Below are 19012 nucleotides of genomic sequence, written 5' to 3' on the forward strand. Positions count from 1 at the left end.
TCGTTGAGTTAAGAGTCTTTCGTAGACATCTAATACCTAACTAATATATCAAAGGTGTTGGAGATCGTCTCGCTGCAGGTCGAATTGGGCATTTGCCCCGCCGTCGCTGTCTTCGTCAGGGCCGCTGTTCGATGAGGGTGAGCTGGGTACCGTCCGGGTCTATGAGGAATCCTGCACGTAGACCCCACGTCTGCTGACGGACGGGGTGGAGGCGCGGCATGCCGGTGGTGGTTACTGGCACGCCGGTTCGGAGTATGGCGTCGTACAGTTCGTCGACGTCGGCGACGCGCAGGCAACACATGAAGCTGCTTGAGTACGGATCGAGGTCCGGGGAGGGAAAAAACTCCAGTTGCAGTCCGGCTCGGGTCAGGATCATCCACCCTTGATCGCGGAACAAGCGCACAAAACCGAAACCGCCGTAGAACAGTTCGGTCGCGTCGAAGTCTCGCGAGGGGAGATTTGGGACAGCGAGATCGCGCGCCGGGGCAAAGGCCATGGACCAATGGTGACATATGGCAACCTCGACTCCCTTGATCCGGCAACGTAGGCTTGCACCGTCCGTCGTCGCAGACGAAATTGGTGGCTTATGGACACAAAGTCCGGCCAAAGCAATTCCTTGACAACCACAAGAAGGAGGCGTGAACAGGATGTTCACTAAAAAGGGTGATGAGGCTGTTCTCGCCAAACTACGGGGAGCGCCCGAACCATACAGGGCGATCGCGGAGCGCCTCCACAGCATTGTCCGGGAGAGCGCACCCTCATTGGAGCCGATCGTGCGATGGGGACTGCCCTTTTACGTGAAGGACGGCCAGGATGTTTGCTACATCAAGCCGGATAAGGAATACATAGTGTTCGGCTTTGGCGAAGTTGTGAACCCGGCACGAGAAGAGGGCGCACACATGCACCCGGTCGCTTGGACCATAACTTCGCTGGATGAAGAGACCGAAGCCAGGATTCGCGGACTCGTTGAGAAGGCAGTCTCATAGCCCATGCTTGTTTAGAGTCCGCCATCTCATCGATGGATCGGCAGGGCAGGAGGGGACGGAGCTTTGCCCTTGCATGGCTTCATCCTCAACTCTAGGGGGATAGGTCCTTAGAAAAGCGGCCAAGGTACTGCCGACATCTCACCGCTCGGTGCCGGAAAGCGCCCAGACGAGCGCAACCGGGCGCAGCGCGTGGCGAGCGATTCCATTTCTTCGGCACTGATCAAGTCAGCCAAGTCCCGCCCCAGCCCACCGTCCAATCCTGCGATGACACGATCGATGCCTTCGCGTTCCCCGGTGGTCAGAGGGTCTCCCAGCCATCCCCAGAGAACCGTGCGTAGCTTGTGGTCCTGATGGAAGGTCAGCCCATGGTCAACGCCGTGCCGATGTCCGTTCGTCATCGCAAGAATATGGTTGCCTTTGCGGTCGGCATTGTTGACCACCGCGTCGAAGACCGCCATGCGTCGGAGCGCTGGCGAGTCTTCGTGAACGAGGGAGACCATCTGACCGTTCTCGTCCTGTCCTTCGAGAACCTGTTTCCAGCCTTCCTCAGGCACGTGGTCCGTTGGCACCAGGTCCACGGCGTGTTGGGCGGGGTCCTGCTCCTGCCAGAGCTGCACCATTCCTTCGCCCAAAGGACCATCGCGCAGCCAGGTGTGTGGCACGATGTCCCAGCCGAAGGCCTGCGAGACCAGATAGGCGGCGACCTCCCGTTGTGCCAATGTGCCATGGGGGAAGTCCCACAGCGGGCTTTCGCCTGCTATGGGTTTGTAGACGACTTCCATGTCGCCGATGCTGCCCAGGAATGTAGCGTTGGAGGCCGTCGTGATCCGGCCCGTCAGCGCGAGGTCGGCGGTTAAGAGGTCCGGCGCTGGCATTAGACCTCGGGAGGGGTGCAGATGTGCCCGTCGGCGTCTATGGGGAATCCGCAAAGCGGACATGTCGGACGACCAGCCCCGACGATTTCACGGGTGCGCTTGGCGAAGGCGCGTGCGGTGCCGACCGGCATTCTCACCAGCACCATTTCGGGCGCGTTAGCGTGGTCCTCATCTAGGAGATCGTCGTCATCAGCATCCGTGAGGGGGTACGCCTCAACCACAACCTGGGCCGTGGTTGGATCCCAACCCAAGCTCATTGCGCCGGTGCGAAACTGCTCCTCAACGGCCTCAAGGGGATCGTTGTCCACCAGCTCAATGGGAGTACTGGTGGGTATGCTGAACGGGTTGCCGTCGACCGTGCCGAGCTGGTCCAACATCGCATCAATCTTCTCTGCAAGCAGAGCCGATTGCTGCTTCTCCAAGGAAATACTCACGATCTGAGTCCCTGCGCGCACCTGCAGGTAGAACGTGCGCGACCCTGGAAGGCCAATGGTGCCAACTACCACTCGATCAGGCCAGGCAAACTCGTGAACACGTGTAGGCATGACTGTATTTTAGGCACATAAGGCTCATGGCGCCTTATGTCCTGCACCGCCACCTACCGGCGCATCGCCTGAGTGGATGCCGTTTGAAAGCCACGACAGGTCACCGGCGTCGGTGTTGGTGGCGAAGACACTTGGCCGATTGGGGCCGTACCGCACGATCGATAGGGAGGCGGGCCCTACGTTAAGACGCTGGAACAGGTCTAGGTGCATGCCCAGCGCATCGGCCAGGATTGACTTGATGATGTCGCCGTGACTCACCGCCACCCACACGGCCCCCGGCCCATGCTGGGCTTCGAAGGCAGCGTCGTTGCGTCTGATCGCCGCTACGGACCGGGCCTGCATCGCGGCCATGGATTCACCGCCGGGAAAGACGACGGCGGACGGTTGCGATTGGACAACCGACCATAAATCTTCGGTGGCGAGATCACTGAGCGCGCGGCCTTGCCACTGGCCATAGTCGCACTCGGTGAGATCGGGATCCACCGGTGCGTATGGCGTGCCGGTCTGGCGATTCATGATGAATTGGGCCGTCTGCAGGCAACGCTCAAGAGGGCTGGATACCACCCCGGCCACTGGCACGGATGCGAGACGGTCTGCTGCCAGGGCCGCCTGTTCGCGTCCGGTGTCATCCAGGCTCACACCGGGCGCCCGCCCGGCCAGCACTCCGGTTGCATTGGCCGTGGTGCGTCCGTGCCGCACGAGAATAACTGTTGCCATCCACCCAGCCTAACCAGTCGTCGTTCCCGGTGAGACCGCACAAGGCCCGGCCCGCGTGCATGCTGAGGGTGCAGAATGGGGTTCATGAAGATGGCTGCGGGCTTACGGCGCCGCGAACGCAAGAGTCGGAATTGATGGACACGACCGCGGTGACGGGCAGCGCGTACGACGATGCAGTCCGGGCAGTCCGTGCGGGTGAGCTCAACGCGGATGACGCGGCGAACCAGCTGATCGGCCTGATGACGGACGGGGAGATCCTCGGGCTGCTCGACGGCGACTCGCCCAGGTGGCTGCTTCCCTTCATCCCGGTACTGCTCGGAAGGCGCCCGTTCGTGGCGGGTGCAGTCAGGCGACTCGGCATACCGGGCATTAGGTTCAGCGACGGCGGCCGCGGCGTGGTGATCGGCGCCTCCACGGCTTTTCCCGTGACTATTGCGCGGGCAGCCACTTGGGATCCATCGCTGGAGGAACGGGTTGGGCTTGCGATCGGTCTCGAGACCAGGGCAAGGGGAGCAAACTACTCGGCTTCAGTCTGCGTGAACCTGCTTCGCCACCCTGCGTGGGGCCGGGCGCAGGAGTGCTACGGAGAGGACCCCGTACTCACCGGCCAGATGGGATCGGCCCTGACGCGGGGCGTTCGCGTGAACACCATGGCGTGCGTGAAGCACTTCGCGCTCAACTCGATGGAGAACGAGCGCTTCGAGGTGGACGTTGCGGTGGAGGAACACGCCCTTCACGAGGTGTATCTACCGCAGTTCAAAGCTGTGGTGGACGCCGGCGTCGATTCCGTGATGAGTGCATACAACCGCGTCCGAGGCGAGTACATGGACGTCAACCGCGCCCTGCTTACGGATGTGCTGCGCAAGGAGTGGGGGTTCTCCGGGTTCGTGACGAGCGACTGGGTGTTCGGGACCCACGATGCAGTGGTCAGCCTGGAGGCAGGAATGGACGTGGAGATGCCGCTCCGGCTGCTGCGCGCCCGTGAGCTGCCGGCCGCGCTGCGTCACGGTGACCTGGGCCGAGCAACAGTTCTGCAGTCCGCGCGCCGTATCCTGCGCACATGCGTGCAGCATGCCGCAACCCGGGAGATGGAGGCTCCGACCCGCGCCGTCATCGCTTCCCCTGCGCACCGCGCTCTTGCCCACCAGGCGGCCGCAGAGTCGATCGTACTGCTGAAGAATGAAACTGTTGGTGCGGCGCCGCTACTGCCATTGGCTCCCACCACCGGACATCTCGCGGTGATTGGACGACTCGCCGGACTAGCAAACCTCGGCGATCATGGCTCGTCACGTGTCCGGCCTCCTTCCACGGCCTCGCCGCTCCAAGGCCTGCGTGAGGCGCTTCCCGGAGTCCGGATCACCACCACTACGGGCCAGAATCAGGGCCGAGCGGCAGAATTGGCAGCCGCGGCGGAGACTGCGATCGTCGTCGTCGGCCTGGACCAGCACGACGAGGGTGAATCGGTGGTTACCGGAGGTGTGGATGTTGGCGTGCTTGGCAGGACCTTTGGTTCAGGTCCCCTCCGTCGGGTTCTCATAGGACTCGCACACCTGGCCGCACGCTTCGTCCGAGGTGGCGACCGCAGCTCGCTTACCCTGCGCCCCTCCGACGAACGGCTCATTCAGGCGGTCGTCGCCGCGAATCCCCGGACCGTGGTGGTGCTGATCGGCGGCAGCGCGATCCTCACGGAGACCTGGCGGGACAGCGTCCCAGCGCTCCTCATGGCTTGGTACGGAGGGATGGAGGGTGGCCGCGCTCTCGCGAGCGTCCTGACCGGTAGTGAGGAGCCCGGTGGACGTCTGCCCTTTGTGCTGCCAACGGACGCCGCGCATCTGCCATTCTTCGACTCCGCGGCAAAATCCGTTGAATATGACGAGCAATGGGGTCAGCGCCGGCTCGACGGCGAGGGGCATAGGCCCGCGTTCCCGTTGGGGTACGGCCTGGGCTACACGACGATCGAACACCGCCTCCTTGAGCACACCTTGGACGAAACCGGTGGCCATGCGGACGTGCTCGTCACCAACACAGGCGACCGCAAGGGATCCACCGTCATTCAGGTGTATGCCGCGGACGTGTCTGTTCGCAGACCAGTCGCTCAGCTCCTGGGCTTCCGGAAGGTGACTATGCAGCCCGGCGCGGAGGCCACTGTGCGGGTGGTGCTGGACGCGGGTCCAACCTTGCAGCGTGATCCCGCCACTCGGCGCTGGTCTCCCCGCGCGGGGGAGTGGGCCTTGCTCGCCAGCCAACACAGTCCAGCCAGCTGGGAGAACGCCGTCCCCTTGCATCGCACGGAGGGCCTGGCGAACGAGGAAGTCATCACAGACGGCCAGCAGGCCTGATGTCCAGCGGGGGGACGCGACCCATTACCCCGGAAGATCGCGGGACGGTTCCGCCGGCCCTTCGACACGGACAGGCAGTGCGTCGTCGCCCCGAAGCATGGCACGCAGCAATCGGCGTTCCTCCCAATGGCGAAGCGGGGACGCCTGGCTGCGCCGCAGCACCAACTCACCGTCCGGCGTCGAGTGTCGCTTCTGCAGATCCGCCAGCTCCTCCTCTTGCAGCAGTGCAACCGTGCTGCCCGACGCCTGGTCGACCAAGCGGACCAAGGATGAGGGCCCCGTGAGATCGGTCGCGACGAAACGCTGCTCGCTGGCGGCAAGAATAGTTCTTTGCGCCGCCCGCGTCACCACCAGTGGACGGGACGAGCCGCCCAGCAGCTCGTTTAATACGTTAGCCGCGGCGTCAGGGCGGCCTGTTCTCAGAGCCGCCGCCTGCATCATCTGTAGGCGGCCGGGCTCGCGCAAAACCTCATCGATCTTCCAACCGATGGTTGCGGCCGCGTTGCAGCGAACTGCTGCCCCCTGCTCCATCAGGTAATCGCCGTTGCGTACCTCCTGACCAGGGATCGGGTTCACAAGCACCATGGGGAGCCCCGCAGCCATACACTCCGACGCTGACAACCCGCCCGGCTTGCCCACGAACAAGTCTGCCCGCTGCAGCAGCTGTGGCATCTCGGTCGTGAAACCGAGGACGCTGTAGCGGTCGCCAGCCGACGCCACCAGTGCCTCGATGCGCTGCCGCAGTGCATCGTTGTGTCCGCAGACGATGGTGGCCGTAAACTCCGAGCGCATGTGCATTGTCTGGCGCACCACCGAGAGGGCGTAGTCGCCACCGCTCGCGCCCGCCGAGATGAGCAGCATCGGTGGCTTGGTGGAATCGCGTACAGGCGCTGGACTGAGCTGTTTGTTAATCGGGATTCCCGTGGCAGCCACACGATCGGGAGGAAGGCCGAGCGCCATCAGCTCCACCTTTCCCTCCTCTCTGGCCACAAAGATCTTGTGGAACGCTCCCGACAGCGACAGTCCTTGGAAGTCGTAGTCGGTGGTCACCACAGCAGTCTTGGCATCCACCACGCCGCGAAGAAGCAGTGAGGCCAGCAGCTGGGCCGGCAGGAAATGTGTGCACACAATCGCGGTGGGGCGGAACCGTTTGATGGCACTGACCACGGGACTGGAGTTCACCCGCGTCCAGGGGTCGATCGGGCCACGGCGCCGGAACGGCGGGTTGCTGATGTCATAGCCCCACTCGACCAACCATGGCAAGTCTTCCACCAGGACGAAGTAACCCTTGCCCAGGAGCGCGCGGTAGAGGACGCTGCTCACTTGCAGTACGTCCAGCACCTGCACCTCGGCAATGTCCGTGCGTGCGGCGCAGGCTTGCTCCACTGCCGCAGCGGCGCTGTTATGCCCCGATCCCACGCCCGCGGACAGGATGAGTACGCGCTGTCCACTGGCCCTTGCTTCGGCTTGGGCCGACGTTGTGCGCATGAGGAGAGGCTAGCAGGCTGCGTCACCTTGAGGACCGCCGGCTCCACTGATTCGGGTTTGCATGGCGTCCGGTGGACGTACTACTGTCTTCTGAAACCGCCATGGGCGATAGGAGCCCTGAGTGGTGGAGCGCATCATCGCTGACCAATCCGGGCACTCCTTCGCCTTTCGGTTGAAAGCCCCCAGTGAGGGGCTTTCCCATGTCCGGTAGTGGTTCCGTCCGTGAGGAGTAGTTCATGGTCAGCTTTCGGCCCTTGGCCCGCATCGCGTCGGTTTTGACCACCCCGTTGGCGCCGGAGGATGTCCTGGCGCTCTTTAACCCGGTCTATTCGTCTCGTCAGTTGCGTGGAGTCGTCACTGAGGTCATCCACGAAACAGCCCAGTCAGCCACTATTTTCTTCCGACCCGGTCGCGGCTGGCATGCCCACCTCGCCGGTCAATGGGCGAGGATAGGTGTGGAGCTGAACGGGGTCCGGCAATGGCGGTCCTATTCCCTGAGTTCGCCAGCCGGCAAGGACCCGGCCATCACGGTCACTGACGTTGGATCCGTCTCCGGAACGTTGGTCCGCGAGACCAAAGTGGGTGATGTCCTTTTCCTGGCTCCGCCCCAGGGCGACTTCGTCCTCCCTGAGCATCCCCGTTCACTGCTGATGCTCACTGCGGGGAGCGGCATCACGCCCGTCATGTCAATGATTCGGACACTCGTCCCCAGCCGCCCCGACGCAGACGTTGTGCTGGTCCACTCCTCCCGCGGGAAAGGTGACAGCATCTTCCGCGAGGAACTTGCTGAACTTGCTGATCAATTTCCCAACTTCCGGATGGTGCAATGGCACACCAGTGGTCGTGGCCGCATGAACTTCTCATCCACGGCGGTTCTGGAAGACGTTTGCCCGGACTGGCGGGACAGAGCAGCGTACGCATGCGGTCCTGAGTCCTTCCTGGATGACACGGAAGCTTTGTGGAAACAAGCGGCGCTGGCTGGTGCCGCCACCTCCGGCAAGGAAGCCAGCAGCGGAACCGGGCCGGGACCGCTCACTATTGAGCGGTTCAGCACCGATCTCCGGGGAGGAGAAGGAAGCGAAGGTGGTTTGGTCACGTTCGAAGCTTCCGATCGCGAGGTAATGGCCGACGGCGGTGTCCCCATCCTGGACGTCGGAGAGGACGCTGGCGTGCTGATGCCCAGCGGATGCCGCATGGGCATATGCCACAGTTGCCTCACGCCATTACTCGCCGGCAGAGTCCGCGATCTGCGCACCGGGGAAATCCACGGGGCGCCGGGGGAACTAATCCAAACGTGTGTCTCGGCAGCTGCCGGACCCGTCAACCTCGAAATCTGAGGAGTACAACCGCATGTCAGTAGTTTCAGCCAAAAGCTACGCCACCGCCGTCGGGCCCAAGACCCGTCCTGGGGCGCTTGCCGAGGCGGGGAGACCCACGGTCCGTCCACCTGCGGCAGCACATCTGAGCGATGAGCAAGTAGCCCAACTGGGCCGTGAGCTCGATGCCCTCCGTGACGGGATCCTTGCCAAGCGGGGCTCCAGTGATGCCGCCTACATCAGGCGAATGATCAAGATCCAACGGACCTTGGAAATCACCGGCCGCGCCGCGCTGCTGGTGGGCAGGAACAAGGCCGCCTGGTTCACGGGCACAACCCTCCTGAGCGTGGCCAAAATCCTGGAGAACATGGAACTTGGCCACAACATCCTCCACGGCCAGTGGGACTGGATGCGCGACCCGGACATCCACTCCACCACGTGGGAGTGGGACTTCGTTACCCCCTCACGTTCGTGGCAGCACACGCACAATGACCTGCACCACCGCTGGACCAATGTGGTTGGCAAAGACCGCGACGTCGGCTACAACCTTCTGCGCATGGACCCCGATCAGGAGTGGAAGCCCTTCAACCTGGGCAACCCCCTGTACAACGCTCTGCTCGCGCCCGTCTTCGAATGGGGGATAGCCATTTATGACTTGGAGATCCCCGAGTATAAGGAAGGCCTGAAATCGAAGGAGGCCATGAACAAGGACCTCAAAGCGCTGGGGCGGAAGGCTCTCAAGCAGTTCTCCAAGGACTATGCAGCCACTCCGGCCCTGGCCATGTTGTCGGGTTCGGGGAAGCAAGCCCTCTATGGCACACTCACTGCCAACGCCATCCGCAACGTCTGGGCCCATGCCGTTATTTTCTGCGGCCACTTCCCTGAAGGAACGGACACCTTCACCGAGGAAATGGTGGAAGGCGAAACCCGCGGCGACTGGTATGTACGTCAGATGATCGGGTCGGCCAACATCTCGGGGTCACGGTTCATGCACCTCATGACAGGGAACCTGTCGCACCAGATTGAGCATCACCTCTTCCCGGATCTGCCATCCAACCGCTACGCAGAGCTTGCTCCCAAGGTCCGTGAAATATGCGAGCGTTACGGCCTGAAATACACCCATGGGCCCCTGCTGAAACAAGTGGGCTCTGCGTGGGCCAAAGTCTTCAAGCTCGCCCTGCCTTAGGAGTGAAGCCCAAGCGCGCCGTCGTCGGAAATCGGGTACTACAGTTGATGTATGGCTGCAAGCCGCAATCCGCTCGATGACCTGCGCGAAAACATTGGCCATCTGGCCAGTCAACTCAAGTTGTCAGGTTCGGAGCGTGTCGAAGACCTCGTAGGCGATGTGATCGGTGTGAGGCCGGGCCCGGCACGGCCGCTGTCCGAAGTGCAGGCCGAGCTGGACGCCCTGGTGGGACTGGAGACCGTGAAGGAACAGGTGCGGGCCCTCGTGGCACTGCTCCGGGTACAGGCCCGTCGTAAGGCGCATGGCCTGCCGGAGGTTGCCACGTCACAGCATCTGGTGTTCCTCGGAAACCCCGGAACGGGCAAGACCACCGTGGCGCGGCTACTGGCCGAGATGTACCGCGCAGTCGGTTTGCTCCAAAAAGGACATTTGGTTGAGGTGGACCGATCGGGCCTGGTGGGGCAGTACGTCGGTGCGACCGCCATCAAGACGGACAGGGTGATCCGGCGTGCGCTGGACGGTGTCTTGTTCATCGACGAGGCCTACGCGTTGGCCCCGGAAGATGGCCGGATGGACTTTGGTCCCGAGGCAATCGAGGTCCTTCTTAAGCGGATGGAGGACCACCGTCACCGCTTGGTGGTGATCGTGGCCGGGTATCCGCGGCTCATGGACGCGTTCTTGCTCTCCAACCCTGGACTTCGCTCCCGGTTCGCACGGGAGATCACGTTCCCTGACTACTCCGTCGACGAGCTTCAGACGATTTTCCACCAAATGCTGTTCCAGCACGAATACACATTGGAGCCGGGAGCGGACCAGATGCTGCGTCGCATCCTCACCGGGCTTCACGCGGGCGAGGAGTCCGGTAACGCGCGGTTCGCCCGGACGTTGTTCGAGCAGTCACTCAACCGGCAGGCCCTCCGGCTGTCGCTCGATGAAGAACATAGTCTGGACGCACTCGATCGTGAGGCAGTCATGACCCTCACCGGAGATGACATCGTCGAGGCGGCGCTGGCCTTGGGTGAACAGCCGGAACCTGAACCCACTCCGGAACCGGAGCGGTCACGTTGGTGGAGCTGGTTGGTCTGACCGGATCCCTTAACATGCGATCACCTACAGTGGTGTTCCGATCAGGTCCAGGAGAATGATCAAGGCTTTGGCTAGCTGCTGATCAGCAGGCGATCACGTTGACGGCGAGGCCGCCCCGGGACGTCTCTTTGTACTTGCTCTTCATATCGGCGCCGGTCTCTCGCATGGTCTTGATGGCTGTGTCCAGGGATACGTGGTGCATGCCGTCGCCACGCAGGCTGATCCGTGCGGCGTTGATGGCTTTGTTGCTGGCCATGGCGTTGCGTTCGATGCAAGGAATCTGCACCAAGCCACCCACGGGGTCGCAGGTCAGGCCCAGGTTGTGCTCGATCCCGATTTCGGCGGCGTTCTCCACCTGCTCAGGGGTTCCGCCAAGGATCTCGCAGAGCGCTCCGGCCGCCATTGAACACGCTGATCCGACTTCCCCTTGGCACCCAACTTCGGCCCCGGAGATTGAGGCGTTCTTCTTGAACAGGACTCCGATGGCAGCTGCGGTGAGGAGGAACCGCACCACAGCTTCTTCGGAGGCTCCGGGGATGAACATCATGTAGTAGTGCAGTACCGCGGGAATGATTCCGGCGGCGCCATTGGTGGGGGCCGTGACAACGCGACCGCCTGTGGCGTTCTCTTCGTTGACCGCCAGGGCGAACAGGTTGACCCAGTCCACGGCGCGCAAAGGATCGCTGCTGTCGTCTTTGGCCTGCAGGTCCGCCAGGAGGCGGGGCGCACGACGGCGGACCATCAGGTTTCCGGGCAGGTGAACTTCGGTTCGGCTACAGCCGCGGGAGACGCACTCCTTCATGGTTTCCCAGATGTGGAGGAGCTTAGAACGGGTTTCCTCTTCGCTGCGCCAGACGCCTTCGTTGGCCAGCATGACGTCGCTGATGGATAGGCCGTCCCTGGCGCAGTGAGCCAACAATTCCTCGGCGTTGGAAAACGGGTAGGGGAGCTGTACCGTATCCGGCTGCTCCTTCCCCACAGCGTCCTCGTCAACAACGAAGCCACCGCCCACCGAGTAGTAGACACGTTCGGCCAGGATGTTCCCCTGACCGTCGAAGGCCTGGAACCGCATGCCGTTGGGGTGCGCCGGAAGGGACTGCCGCAGGTGGAGCACCACGTCTTTGGCTCTGTTGAAGGAGATCATCCGGCGCCCCGCGAGCAGAAGCTTCCTGGCCTCTGTGGCTTCGTCTACAGCACGGTCCGCCGTGAGTGTGTCCACGGATTCCGGGGTCTCTCCCATGAAACCCAGGATGACCGCCTTATCTGAGCCGTGCCCACGACCAGTAGCCCCCAGGGAACCGAACAGTGCGGCGTGGAGCCGGTCAACGGCGTCGAGCTTTCCTTCGCTTTCAAGGATGCGAACGAATGAGTGGGCCGCGCGCATCGGCCCCACGGTGTGGGACGACGAAGGGCCGATTCCGATCGAGAACAGATCAAGGGCACTCAGGGCCATGGGATACCTCCGGGGTGGAAAGTGGTTGGGATCTCCTACCAGCTTGGAGGCGAATGCGGTCGGGCGTCTATCGGCATCTTTTGAACAGAACCTCAAGCAAAACTTAACGGTTTCGTTCGCGTACCAATGAAGTCATGCTGTGGCTCGTGCGTCTGTACCTTTCCGTAGTTCACTGACGACGGCGGCAATCGCCGGCGATTCACGGCTGGCAGCGCGGTGCAGGACGATGATGTTGCGGCCGTACCCCGGATCCACGCGGCGTACCACCAGGTCCTCGGTCTCGCGTCCGAGGTTCAGCTCACTCATCAGCGCTACGCCCAGGCCGCCGCGAACCAATCCGAGCATGGCCATGAGGTTGCGGCAGTTTGCTACGACATTCGGCTCAAATCCGGCATTCCGGCAGGTTTGGCGAACGAACTGCTCAAAGACGCTGCCTTCCTGGTCCAGGATCCAGCGTTCGTCAGCGAAGTCTGAGAGTGTAGCGTCCGTGGACACCTGACGGTCTCCAGGGAGGCAGAGGATGATCTCGTCCCTGCCCAGGATGGTCTTGACCAGCCCTTCATCCTGGATATCGTGCAGGTCATCCACCACAGCCACATCAATGTGCCCGGCCCTCAGCTGGGCCACACTTTCGAATGGTTCCAGGTCCGAAACCGTCAATTCCAACCGTGGATAACCGGCGTGCAGGGACATAAGCGCCGAGGGGAGCACTGTGCTGCAGAAACTGGGGAAGGCGCTGATGGACAGCCGCCCGCGCACGTCTGTCTGAAGCTTCTTCAGGTTGGCCTCTGCCGCCTCCACCTCGGTGGCGATCCTGGCATAGTGGTCCACCAGCATTGCACCGGCCTCGGTCAGCCGTACATTCCTTCCGGCGCGGACCAGCAGTGCCAGTCCTGCCTCTCTTTCAAGCACGGCCAACTGCTGGCTTACCGCCGATGTTGTCATGTGCAGCTTGGTGGCAGCGGCGGTCATAGTTCCCTCGAGCGCAAGGGTCTTGAGGATTTGCAGCCGGCGGATATCGAGCACGGGGGCCTCCTTTGGTTTAGGACCACTTAACCTTAGAAGCGCGGCTCTAGCTACTTGCCGACGACGGGTGGATGAATCCCAGCGTCGCGGCACCTTGTTCGTCAATGAGCCTGCCCAGGTGCTTGCTCATCCTGAACACTACGCTCCGGTCAACGATTCTGGCACTGGGCACGGCGGCTTCCAGAGCGGCTTCGAAGCGCATCACGTCCGACATTTCCCGTAGCCATACCGCCACCACGAGGTTGTACTGACTTGCGACTGCCAGCGCTGTGCGTGCTTCGGGAATCCGGGCCATGAGTCCCTGCATTTGTTGGATGTGCTTGGCGGCAGTCCGCATGAAGTACCAAGCGTAGACAGGCCAACCGGTTACTGTCCGGGCCACGTCCGTTCGGATCCGGAGCATGCCATCTGCGCGCATGCGCGCGAGCCCGTCGGCGACGCGCTGCTCGCTGAGGCCGTGCTCGGCAGCGATCCGGCTGACTGGACGCCGCCCGTCTTCAGTCAGGCAGTGGCGGAGAGCCGCTTCGACGTCGGGGTGTACTGCCCGCGGGGCCCTGGCCCGAGGCGGGCGGGGGCGTGGGATCTTCGCGGCGTCCTGGGAACTCAGGGCTCGCATCCTCCAGTCGGAGGCCTCCATGACTATTTCGGTGACGAGGTGGGTTTGGGTGTTTCTGACGCCGTCCAAAGCACCAATGCTGTTGGTGACGATATCCCAGATGGACAGGGGACTCTCAGCCAGCATGGTGGCCAATAAGTCGCGCCCGCCCGAGGTGTGGTCCAAGGTGAGCACTTCCGGGATCTGTGCGAGGTGGCGGGCAACCTCGCTGATCTGCTGAGGGTGGCAGGTGATGTCGATCAAGGCAGAAGCGCCGCCAGGGAAGATGCCGGTGGTCCAGGCCAGTCCACGTTCCCTCAATGACTCCCACCGCCGGGCCAAAGTTACGGCGTCCACGCCGATCACAGGTGCCAGTTCACTCCAAGGTGCCCGGCCTTCTATTTGAAGAGCATGGATGATGCGCTCCTCAAGGGGATCAAGCATGTTTTTCGACATGAGATGAAGCATATCCATGGAAAACTGCAATTTCATCAATCGGAAACATGTGGATTCCATGATGTTGTGATCCCGTTCACTTCTCATCACATCGGAGCGCTCATGCGTACAACTGCGCAGAAATCCACCACAGCGGCTGGTGCCGTCGGCTTCCTGGTGGTCATGGAGCTTGGCAGCGGCATCCTTCAGGGCTGGCTGAATCCTCTGTTCTCAACCATCGGTGAACACTACGGAGTCTCAGCTGCGTCCCTTAACTGGATCAGCGCCTCCTACCTCCTGGCGACGGTCCTGGTTGTTCCCCTCCTGTCCAAGCTCGGCGATATCCACGGCCACAAGCGGATCCTGATGATCGCCACAGCAATCGTGGCCGCTGCGTCCGTCTTGGTGGCCTTCGCACCCAACTACGAATTGTTCCTCTTGGGCCGGGCAATTCAGGCACCACTGGCTGTTTTCCTTCCCCTCGAATTCGCCATCGTGCACCAGCGTGACTCGGCGCGCTCCGGGAGAAGCATCGGCAGGCTCGTCGCGGCGCTGACACTTGGAGCGACCATAGGTGGCCTGCTCTCCGGAATCGTGCTGGACGCCGTGGAGAGCTTGTCCATCACCCTGCTCATGCCCGCGATTTTCATGGCGCTATGCCTTCCCGGGATCGCGATCTTCGTCAAAGAGACGCCGCTACGCAGCAAGGGCAGGGTGGACTACTTTGGCGCCTTGCTGCTGGGCGGCGGTTTGGCAGCCCTGCTTGGCGGCGCCTCCAACCTCTCAACATGGCCGCCCATGAACACAGCGATCGCCATGCTGGCTGGTGTTGCACTCCTCATTGGTTGGGTGGTTTCGGCCCGCCGGACGGAGCACCCACTGGTGGACCTAACCATGCTTCTCCGTGGCGGCATCGGGCTGCCCATCGTCGTCGCTTTCCTCTATGGCGCTCAACTCTTCGGTGCACAAGCGCCCATCTCGGTCTATCTTCGCTCCGACCCCGCTACGTTGGGCTTCGGCTTTGGCGCTGCAGCATCGGCAGCAGGAACCATGCTCAGCATCATGGCATTGGCAGCATTTCTGGGGGCTTCCCTCAGCGACCGGGTTGCCCGTGCGCTCGGCGGTCCGCGCAGCGTAGCTCTAGGCGGTGTCCTGAGTGCTGTGGCCTACGTCTTCATGATTCTGGCGCCGGGAAGCCTGATCACCTTCGCTGTATGGCTGGTGATCGCAGGCCTTGGTGCCGGCTTGGTCAGCGGCACCTTGCCAACGCTGGTGGTCCAACGGGCGGCCGCAGATTCGGTGGGAATCGCCTCCGGTCTGTACAACACTGCACGCACTGCAGCCGGTGGCGTGGCGGGAGCACTTTTCGCACTGCTGATGGCTGCACTGGCCACACCCACAACGGCCGGACCGAGGGCCGCCACCGAGCTGTCTTTCCACGCTGTCTGGTGGATCTGCGCAGGATTGTCCGTTCTGTTCGCCGTGGCTGTCCTCTTCATTCGGCCTGCGAAGCCAACCGCAGCATCCGTCGCTGCATCGGCTGATGCCGATGCCCTCGAACCCGTCAACTGACATCCCACCCAACGAAGGAGTATCCAATGACCGTTTCCATCGACATCACTTCCAAGGCCGCCCTGCGGGAGGCTGTGCAGGACTCCGTAACCGCCGTCGGGGCTTCCATTCTGGAACTTAGCCACAAAGTCCACGCACTGGCGGAGATCTCCTGGGAGGAGCATCAATCGGCTGCTGCCGTGGCTGAAGTCCTGCGCGAAGGCGGCTTTGACGTCACGGAAAGCGCCTATGGCGTCCCGACGGCGATCGAAGCAATCTACGGTAGCGGGGAACTGACGGTAGTAATCTGTGCTGAGTACGACGCCCTCCCCGAGGTGGGTCATGCCTGTGGCCACAATATGATCGCCGCCGCCGGCGTCGGCGCAGCATTGGCCCTCAAACGGGTTGCTGACGCTGCCGGACTTCGCATCAAACTGCTCGGCACCCCGGCTGAAGAGCACGGTGGTGGAAAGGTGTCCCTGCTGCAGGCAGGTGCCTGGGAAGATGCCGCGTTCTCGTTGATGGTTCACGGGATGACCGGGACGGAAAGAAGCGCGTCGGCATTCACCATGGCGGCCGTAGAGCGCTTCGAAGTCCACTTCAAGGGAAGTGAAGCCCATGCAGCCGGTGCGCCGGACAAGGCTATCAACGCGGGCGCGGCGGCAAGCCTGGCACTGATGAACATGGCCGTTCTCCGGCAGCACCTGCCGGAGAACGCCAATACCAATGCCTTCATTTCTCACGGTGGAGGCGCAACGAATGTCATTGCCGGTGACGCGACCGTCCAAGTGGAAGTCCGGGCCGGCGACGTGGAAGTGTGGCGGAACCTCAAGCGGCGCGTACTCGCATGCTTCGAGGGTGCGGCAATCGCCACCGGCTGCACGTGGACGCATCGGCAGACAGAACATCCCTACGCTCCCCTCGAGACCCACCGGGGCCTGGGTCGTTTCTGGGATCAGAACATGGAGGCTGTGGGGAGGCCGGTGGACACGACTCCGGTTTTCGGCGGGGGATCCTCTGACATGGGCAACGTCTCTCAAGTGGTCCCGTCCGTGCACGGGATGGTGGTGGTGCGCAACAGCACGGCCGTTCCGCACCACCCGGACTTCACCGCCGACGCCATCACTCCCGAAGCGGACCAGGCAGTACTCGACGGCGCGGCTGTCCTGGCCCTGACAGTCCTTGACGCAGCTCTGGACGCCACCCTGAGAAACGAACTGCTGGAACTGCAGGGTGGCCGTCGCCCTGGCGCCACCACGGTAACCCTGGAGGCGTGACCACAACAGTCCCCAACATCAGAACGGCACCCCTTAGGCGAAGCCTGAAGGGTGCCGTTCTGAGGGTCCAGCAGTGACTGTGCGGTCAGCCGCCAGCTTGCTAGGAGACTGGATCTTCGGTGTGATTCGTGGGCTTGTGACCGGCAATAGCGGCGCGGACGTCGCCTTCCTCGTGCCCTTCCTTCTTCTTGCCAAAAGGCAGCACCTTGAGCAGCGGGTGCAGGATCAGCATGATGACCAGGCCCCAGACGGCACCCAGGATGGCTGAGCACAACGTGTTGACCAGCCAAGCGAGGAAGCCGCCCACCACAGGGATCCCGGCGAAGGGTGTCTCGAGCACATGAACAAGATCATAGGGGCCGTGCCAGCCGAGGTCGTGTGCACCCTGCAGCATGATGTGGCCGCCGACCCACAGCATGGCGATGGTCCCGATCAAGGTGATGGCAGCCAGTACGGCCGGCATTCCCTTGACGAGCAGGCGGCCGAAGCGCTGGGAGCCCTCGTTGTCCTTGGTGGTCAGGTGCAGGCCGATGTCGTCCATCTTGACGATGAGTCCCACCGCACCGTAGACGAGGACTGTGATCACCACCGCTACGACTACCAGGATGAACGCCCTGACCCACAAAGACTCACCGGCCACCTCGTTCATGGCGATGACCATGATCTCGCAGGAAAGGATGAAGTCGGTGGTGATGGCGCCCTTGGTCACCTTGGCCTCGGCCTCGGGCCCGCGTTGGACAGCCGGTGCTTTTCCTGCGTCGGAATGGCCGCGGAGTTTGTGCCAAACCTTCTCGGCTCCCTCGTAGCAGAGGTAGGTGCCGCCCAACATGAGGATGAACGGGATAACTCCCGGGATGAAGGCGCTGACAAGCAGCAACGCCGGGAGGATGATCACCAGCTTGTTTCGCAGTGAACCCCAGAAGATCCGCTTGATCATCGGCAGTTCCCGGGACGGGTCCGCCCCGGACACGTACTGAGGAGTGACCGCGGCGTCGTCTATCACCACGCCCGCGGCTTTGGCCCCGGCCTTGGCGGCCCCTGCGGCGATGTCGTCCACGGATGCTGCCGCTATGCGGGCCAGAGCTGCAACGTCGTCCAAAAGCGCTACCAGGCCGCCGCTCATAGAACTACCCCGTCCAGCTCGTGGGCGGACAGCAGAGTATGGCTACCGGAGTAGAAACGCGTTATTGGCATGCTCGGATTATATGCTGGCGACGTCGGCGGTTCTGAGTTCCAGGCGCGGGAGTCCACACCGACGGCCGGGTTCGCAGGTAGCCCGGAGATCGTCGGACGGCCCCCACTTGGGGGCCGTCCGGATCAGTGTCAGCAGACTAGTGTTCGGTGTCCGCAGCTTCCTTCTTGGCGCTCTTTTCCGCGTCCTTCTCAGCACGCAGCGCCTCTGCCTCGTGCTGTTCTTCGGCCTTTTCCTGGTGGATGACCTCGGCGAAGAGCTTCTCCATTTCCTTGGCGACGCCTGCCGCTGAGGCTGGATTCTGGCCGGTTACCAGGCGCTCGTCCACCGCAACTTTCTCTTCAAAGACACCTGCGGAAACGTGGCGTGCACCTTGTTCTTCCAAGCGGTCTGCCAGGAAGAACGGGATGACCTTGTCCTTGCCGGCGGCCACTTCCTCATCATTGGTGAACGCGGCAACGTCCCGTCCTTGGACGAGGCGGAACCCGTTTTTAAGTTCCACATTCAGCAGTCCGGCGGGGCCGTGACATACCGCGCCCACCAGGCCGCCGGCGTCGTACACGCTTGCTACCAAACGCTGGAGTCCTTCACTGTCCGGGAAGTCCCACATTGTGCCGTGCCCTCCTACGAGGTAGACGGCGTCGTATTGTTCGGGATCCACGACGTCCACCCGGGCAGTGTTGTAGAGCCCGGCGCGTGTGGTTTCGTCCTTGGTGAAGGCAACCTGGATGGGATCATCGGCGTCTACCTCGTCGCTGGGAGGCTGGCCGCCCTTGATGGAGGCAAAATCGACGAAGTGACCTGAATCTTTGAAGACCTTCCAAGGATGTGCGGCTTCGGCGACGTTGTAGCCGGTCTTCTCGCCTGTATCGCCGAGTTCGGAAACGCTGGTCAGTACCATGAGGATTTTCTTCATGAAGTGCTCCTTTCGTCCACGATCCACAC

The 19012-nt window shown here is 62.5% G+C and carries 17 protein-coding genes; 7 read left to right on the plus strand and 10 right to left on the minus strand.

What is annotated here, in order from left to right; translation table 11 throughout:
- Window positions 1–115: 115 nt before the first annotated feature.
- Window positions 116–496, minus strand: coding sequence for a bleomycin resistance protein (locus CQ020_RS08100; RefSeq protein ID WP_105691375.1), 381 nt, complete (start codon window positions 494–496; stop codon window positions 116–118).
- A gap of 151 nt (window positions 497–647) precedes the next feature.
- On the opposite strand from CQ020_RS08100, the gene CQ020_RS08105 reads away from it, so the two are divergent.
- Window positions 648–986, plus strand: a complete 339-nt coding sequence (locus tag CQ020_RS08105) for a DUF1801 domain-containing protein (protein WP_105691376.1) — start codon at window positions 648–650, stop codon at window positions 984–986.
- Between the two features lie 107 nt (window positions 987–1093).
- Here CQ020_RS08105 and CQ020_RS08110 read toward each other — a convergent pair whose 3' ends face one another.
- The 3 genes from CQ020_RS08110 to CQ020_RS08120 are packed head-to-tail and all read right to left on the minus strand — an operon-like array spanning window position 1094 to window position 3123.
- A complete protein-coding gene (locus CQ020_RS08110) occupies window positions 1094–1861 on the minus strand; it encodes an SCO1664 family protein (protein ID WP_105691377.1) in 768 nt (255 codons plus the stop codon).
- A complete protein-coding gene (locus CQ020_RS08115; protein ID WP_105691378.1) occupies window positions 1861–2406 on the minus strand; it encodes a DUF3090 domain-containing protein in 546 nt (181 codons plus the stop codon). Before CQ020_RS08115 ends, CQ020_RS08110 begins: the two co-directional genes overlap by 1 nt.
- A 24-nt stretch (window positions 2407–2430) precedes the next feature.
- Window positions 2431–3123: a histidine phosphatase family protein gene (locus CQ020_RS08120; protein ID WP_105691379.1), complete on the minus strand. Its 693-nt coding sequence runs from the start codon at window positions 3121–3123 to the stop codon at window positions 2431–2433.
- A gap of 134 nt (window positions 3124–3257) precedes the next feature.
- On the opposite strand from CQ020_RS08120, the gene CQ020_RS08125 reads away from it, so the two are divergent.
- Complete coding sequence (locus tag CQ020_RS08125) at window positions 3258–5462, plus strand: beta-glucosidase (protein WP_105691380.1); 2205 nt, start codon at window positions 3258–3260, stop codon at window positions 5460–5462.
- Between the two features lie 24 nt (window positions 5463–5486).
- Here the strand turns inward: CQ020_RS08125 and CQ020_RS08130 are convergent, their stop codons facing one another.
- Window positions 5487–6950: a glycosyltransferase gene (locus tag CQ020_RS08130; protein ID WP_105691381.1), complete on the minus strand. Its 1464-nt coding sequence runs from the start codon at window positions 6948–6950 to the stop codon at window positions 5487–5489.
- Window positions 6951–7186: 236 nt separating this feature from the next.
- Here CQ020_RS08130 and CQ020_RS08135 point away from each other — a divergent pair, with 236 nt between their 5' ends.
- Genes CQ020_RS08135 through CQ020_RS08145 form a run of 3 tightly spaced genes read left to right on the plus strand, consistent with a single transcriptional unit; the run spans window position 7187 to window position 10538 of the window.
- Entirely contained in the window at window positions 7187–8287 is a 1101-nt protein-coding gene (locus CQ020_RS08135) for a ferredoxin reductase (RefSeq protein ID WP_105691382.1), read from the plus strand.
- 13 nt (window positions 8288–8300) lie between these two features.
- Complete coding sequence (locus tag CQ020_RS08140; RefSeq protein WP_105691383.1) at window positions 8301–9452, plus strand: acyl-CoA desaturase; 1152 nt, start codon at window positions 8301–8303, stop codon at window positions 9450–9452.
- Between the two features lie 51 nt (window positions 9453–9503).
- Window positions 9504–10538, plus strand: a complete 1035-nt coding sequence (locus tag CQ020_RS08145) for an AAA family ATPase (protein ID WP_105691384.1) — start codon at window positions 9504–9506, stop codon at window positions 10536–10538.
- An 82-nt stretch (window positions 10539–10620) separates the two neighbouring features.
- Here the strand turns inward: CQ020_RS08145 and CQ020_RS08150 are convergent, their stop codons facing one another.
- The 3 genes from CQ020_RS08150 to CQ020_RS08160 all read right to left on the minus strand — a co-directional run bounded on the left by CQ020_RS08150 (window position 10621) and on the right by CQ020_RS08160 (window position 14068).
- Entirely contained in the window at window positions 10621–11991 is a 1371-nt protein-coding gene (locus CQ020_RS08150; RefSeq protein ID WP_105691385.1) for an L-serine ammonia-lyase, read from the minus strand.
- A gap of 132 nt (window positions 11992–12123) precedes the next feature.
- Window positions 12124–13017 carry a LysR family transcriptional regulator gene (locus CQ020_RS08155; RefSeq protein ID WP_105691386.1) on the minus strand — a complete coding sequence of 298 codons (894 nt, stop codon included), beginning with the start codon at window positions 13015–13017 and terminating at the stop codon, window positions 12124–12126.
- Between the two features lie 46 nt (window positions 13018–13063).
- A complete protein-coding gene (locus tag CQ020_RS08160; protein WP_258141778.1) occupies window positions 13064–14068 on the minus strand; it encodes an Lrp/AsnC family transcriptional regulator in 1005 nt (334 codons plus the stop codon).
- A gap of 102 nt (window positions 14069–14170) precedes the next feature.
- Here CQ020_RS08160 and CQ020_RS08165 point away from each other — a divergent pair, with 102 nt between their 5' ends.
- Window positions 14171–15619 (plus strand): MFS transporter, encoded by a 1449-nt coding sequence (locus CQ020_RS08165; protein WP_105691388.1) that lies wholly within the window; start codon window positions 14171–14173, stop codon window positions 15617–15619.
- A gap of 26 nt (window positions 15620–15645) precedes the next feature.
- On the plus strand, window positions 15646–16875 hold the full coding sequence (locus CQ020_RS08170) for a M20 family metallopeptidase (protein ID WP_105691389.1): 1230 nt from the start codon (window positions 15646–15648) through the stop codon (window positions 16873–16875).
- A gap of 100 nt (window positions 16876–16975) precedes the next feature.
- Here CQ020_RS08170 and CQ020_RS08175 read toward each other — a convergent pair whose 3' ends face one another.
- Together CQ020_RS08175 and CQ020_RS08180 are read right to left on the minus strand one after the other, a co-directional pair.
- Window positions 16976–17998, minus strand: coding sequence for a DUF808 domain-containing protein (locus CQ020_RS08175; protein ID WP_105691390.1), 1023 nt, complete (start codon window positions 17996–17998; stop codon window positions 16976–16978).
- 208 nt (window positions 17999–18206) lie between these two features.
- Window positions 18207–18983: a type 1 glutamine amidotransferase domain-containing protein gene (locus CQ020_RS08180; protein WP_105691391.1), complete on the minus strand. Its 777-nt coding sequence runs from the start codon at window positions 18981–18983 to the stop codon at window positions 18207–18209.
- Between the last annotated feature and the right edge of the window lie 29 nt (window positions 18984–19012).

It is taken from the genome of Arthrobacter sp. MYb23 (assembly GCF_002979775.1).
GTDB lineage: Bacteria > Actinomycetota > Actinomycetes > Actinomycetales > Micrococcaceae > Arthrobacter.

Coding starts and splice junctions, on each gene's coding strand:
- CQ020_RS08100 (WP_105691375.1), bottom strand. CDS start 496: ATGGCCTTTGCCCCGGCGCGCGATCTCGCTGTCCCAAATCTCCCCTCG.
- CQ020_RS08105 (WP_105691376.1), top strand. CDS start 648: ATGTTCACTAAAAAGGGTGATGAGGCTGTTCTCGCCAAACTACGGGGA.
- CQ020_RS08110 (WP_105691377.1), bottom strand. CDS start 1,861: ATGCCAGCGCCGGACCTCTTAACCGCCGACCTCGCGCTGACGGGCCGG.
- CQ020_RS08115 (WP_105691378.1), bottom strand. CDS start 2,406: ATGCCTACACGTGTTCACGAGTTTGCCTGGCCTGATCGAGTGGTAGTT.
- CQ020_RS08120 (WP_105691379.1), bottom strand. CDS start 3,123: ATGGCAACAGTTATTCTCGTGCGGCACGGACGCACCACGGCCAATGCA.
- CQ020_RS08125 (WP_105691380.1), top strand. CDS start 3,258: ATGGACACGACCGCGGTGACGGGCAGCGCGTACGACGATGCAGTCCGG.
- CQ020_RS08130 (WP_105691381.1), bottom strand. CDS start 6,950: ATGCGCACAACGTCGGCCCAAGCCGAAGCAAGGGCCAGTGGACAGCGC.
- CQ020_RS08135 (WP_105691382.1), top strand. CDS start 7,187: ATGGTCAGCTTTCGGCCCTTGGCCCGCATCGCGTCGGTTTTGACCACC.
- CQ020_RS08140 (WP_105691383.1), top strand. CDS start 8,301: ATGTCAGTAGTTTCAGCCAAAAGCTACGCCACCGCCGTCGGGCCCAAG.
- CQ020_RS08145 (WP_105691384.1), top strand. CDS start 9,504: ATGGCTGCAAGCCGCAATCCGCTCGATGACCTGCGCGAAAACATTGGC.
- CQ020_RS08150 (WP_105691385.1), bottom strand. CDS start 11,991: ATGGCCCTGAGTGCCCTTGATCTGTTCTCGATCGGAATCGGCCCTTCG.
- CQ020_RS08160 (WP_258141778.1), bottom strand. CDS start 14,068: ATGTCGAAAAACATGCTTGATCCCCTTGAGGAGCGCATCATCCATGCT.
- CQ020_RS08165 (WP_105691388.1), top strand. CDS start 14,171: ATGCGTACAACTGCGCAGAAATCCACCACAGCGGCTGGTGCCGTCGGC.
- CQ020_RS08170 (WP_105691389.1), top strand. CDS start 15,646: ATGACCGTTTCCATCGACATCACTTCCAAGGCCGCCCTGCGGGAGGCT.
- CQ020_RS08175 (WP_105691390.1), bottom strand. CDS start 17,998: ATGAGCGGCGGCCTGGTAGCGCTTTTGGACGACGTTGCAGCTCTGGCC.
- CQ020_RS08180 (WP_105691391.1), bottom strand. CDS start 18,983: ATGAAGAAAATCCTCATGGTACTGACCAGCGTTTCCGAACTCGGCGAT.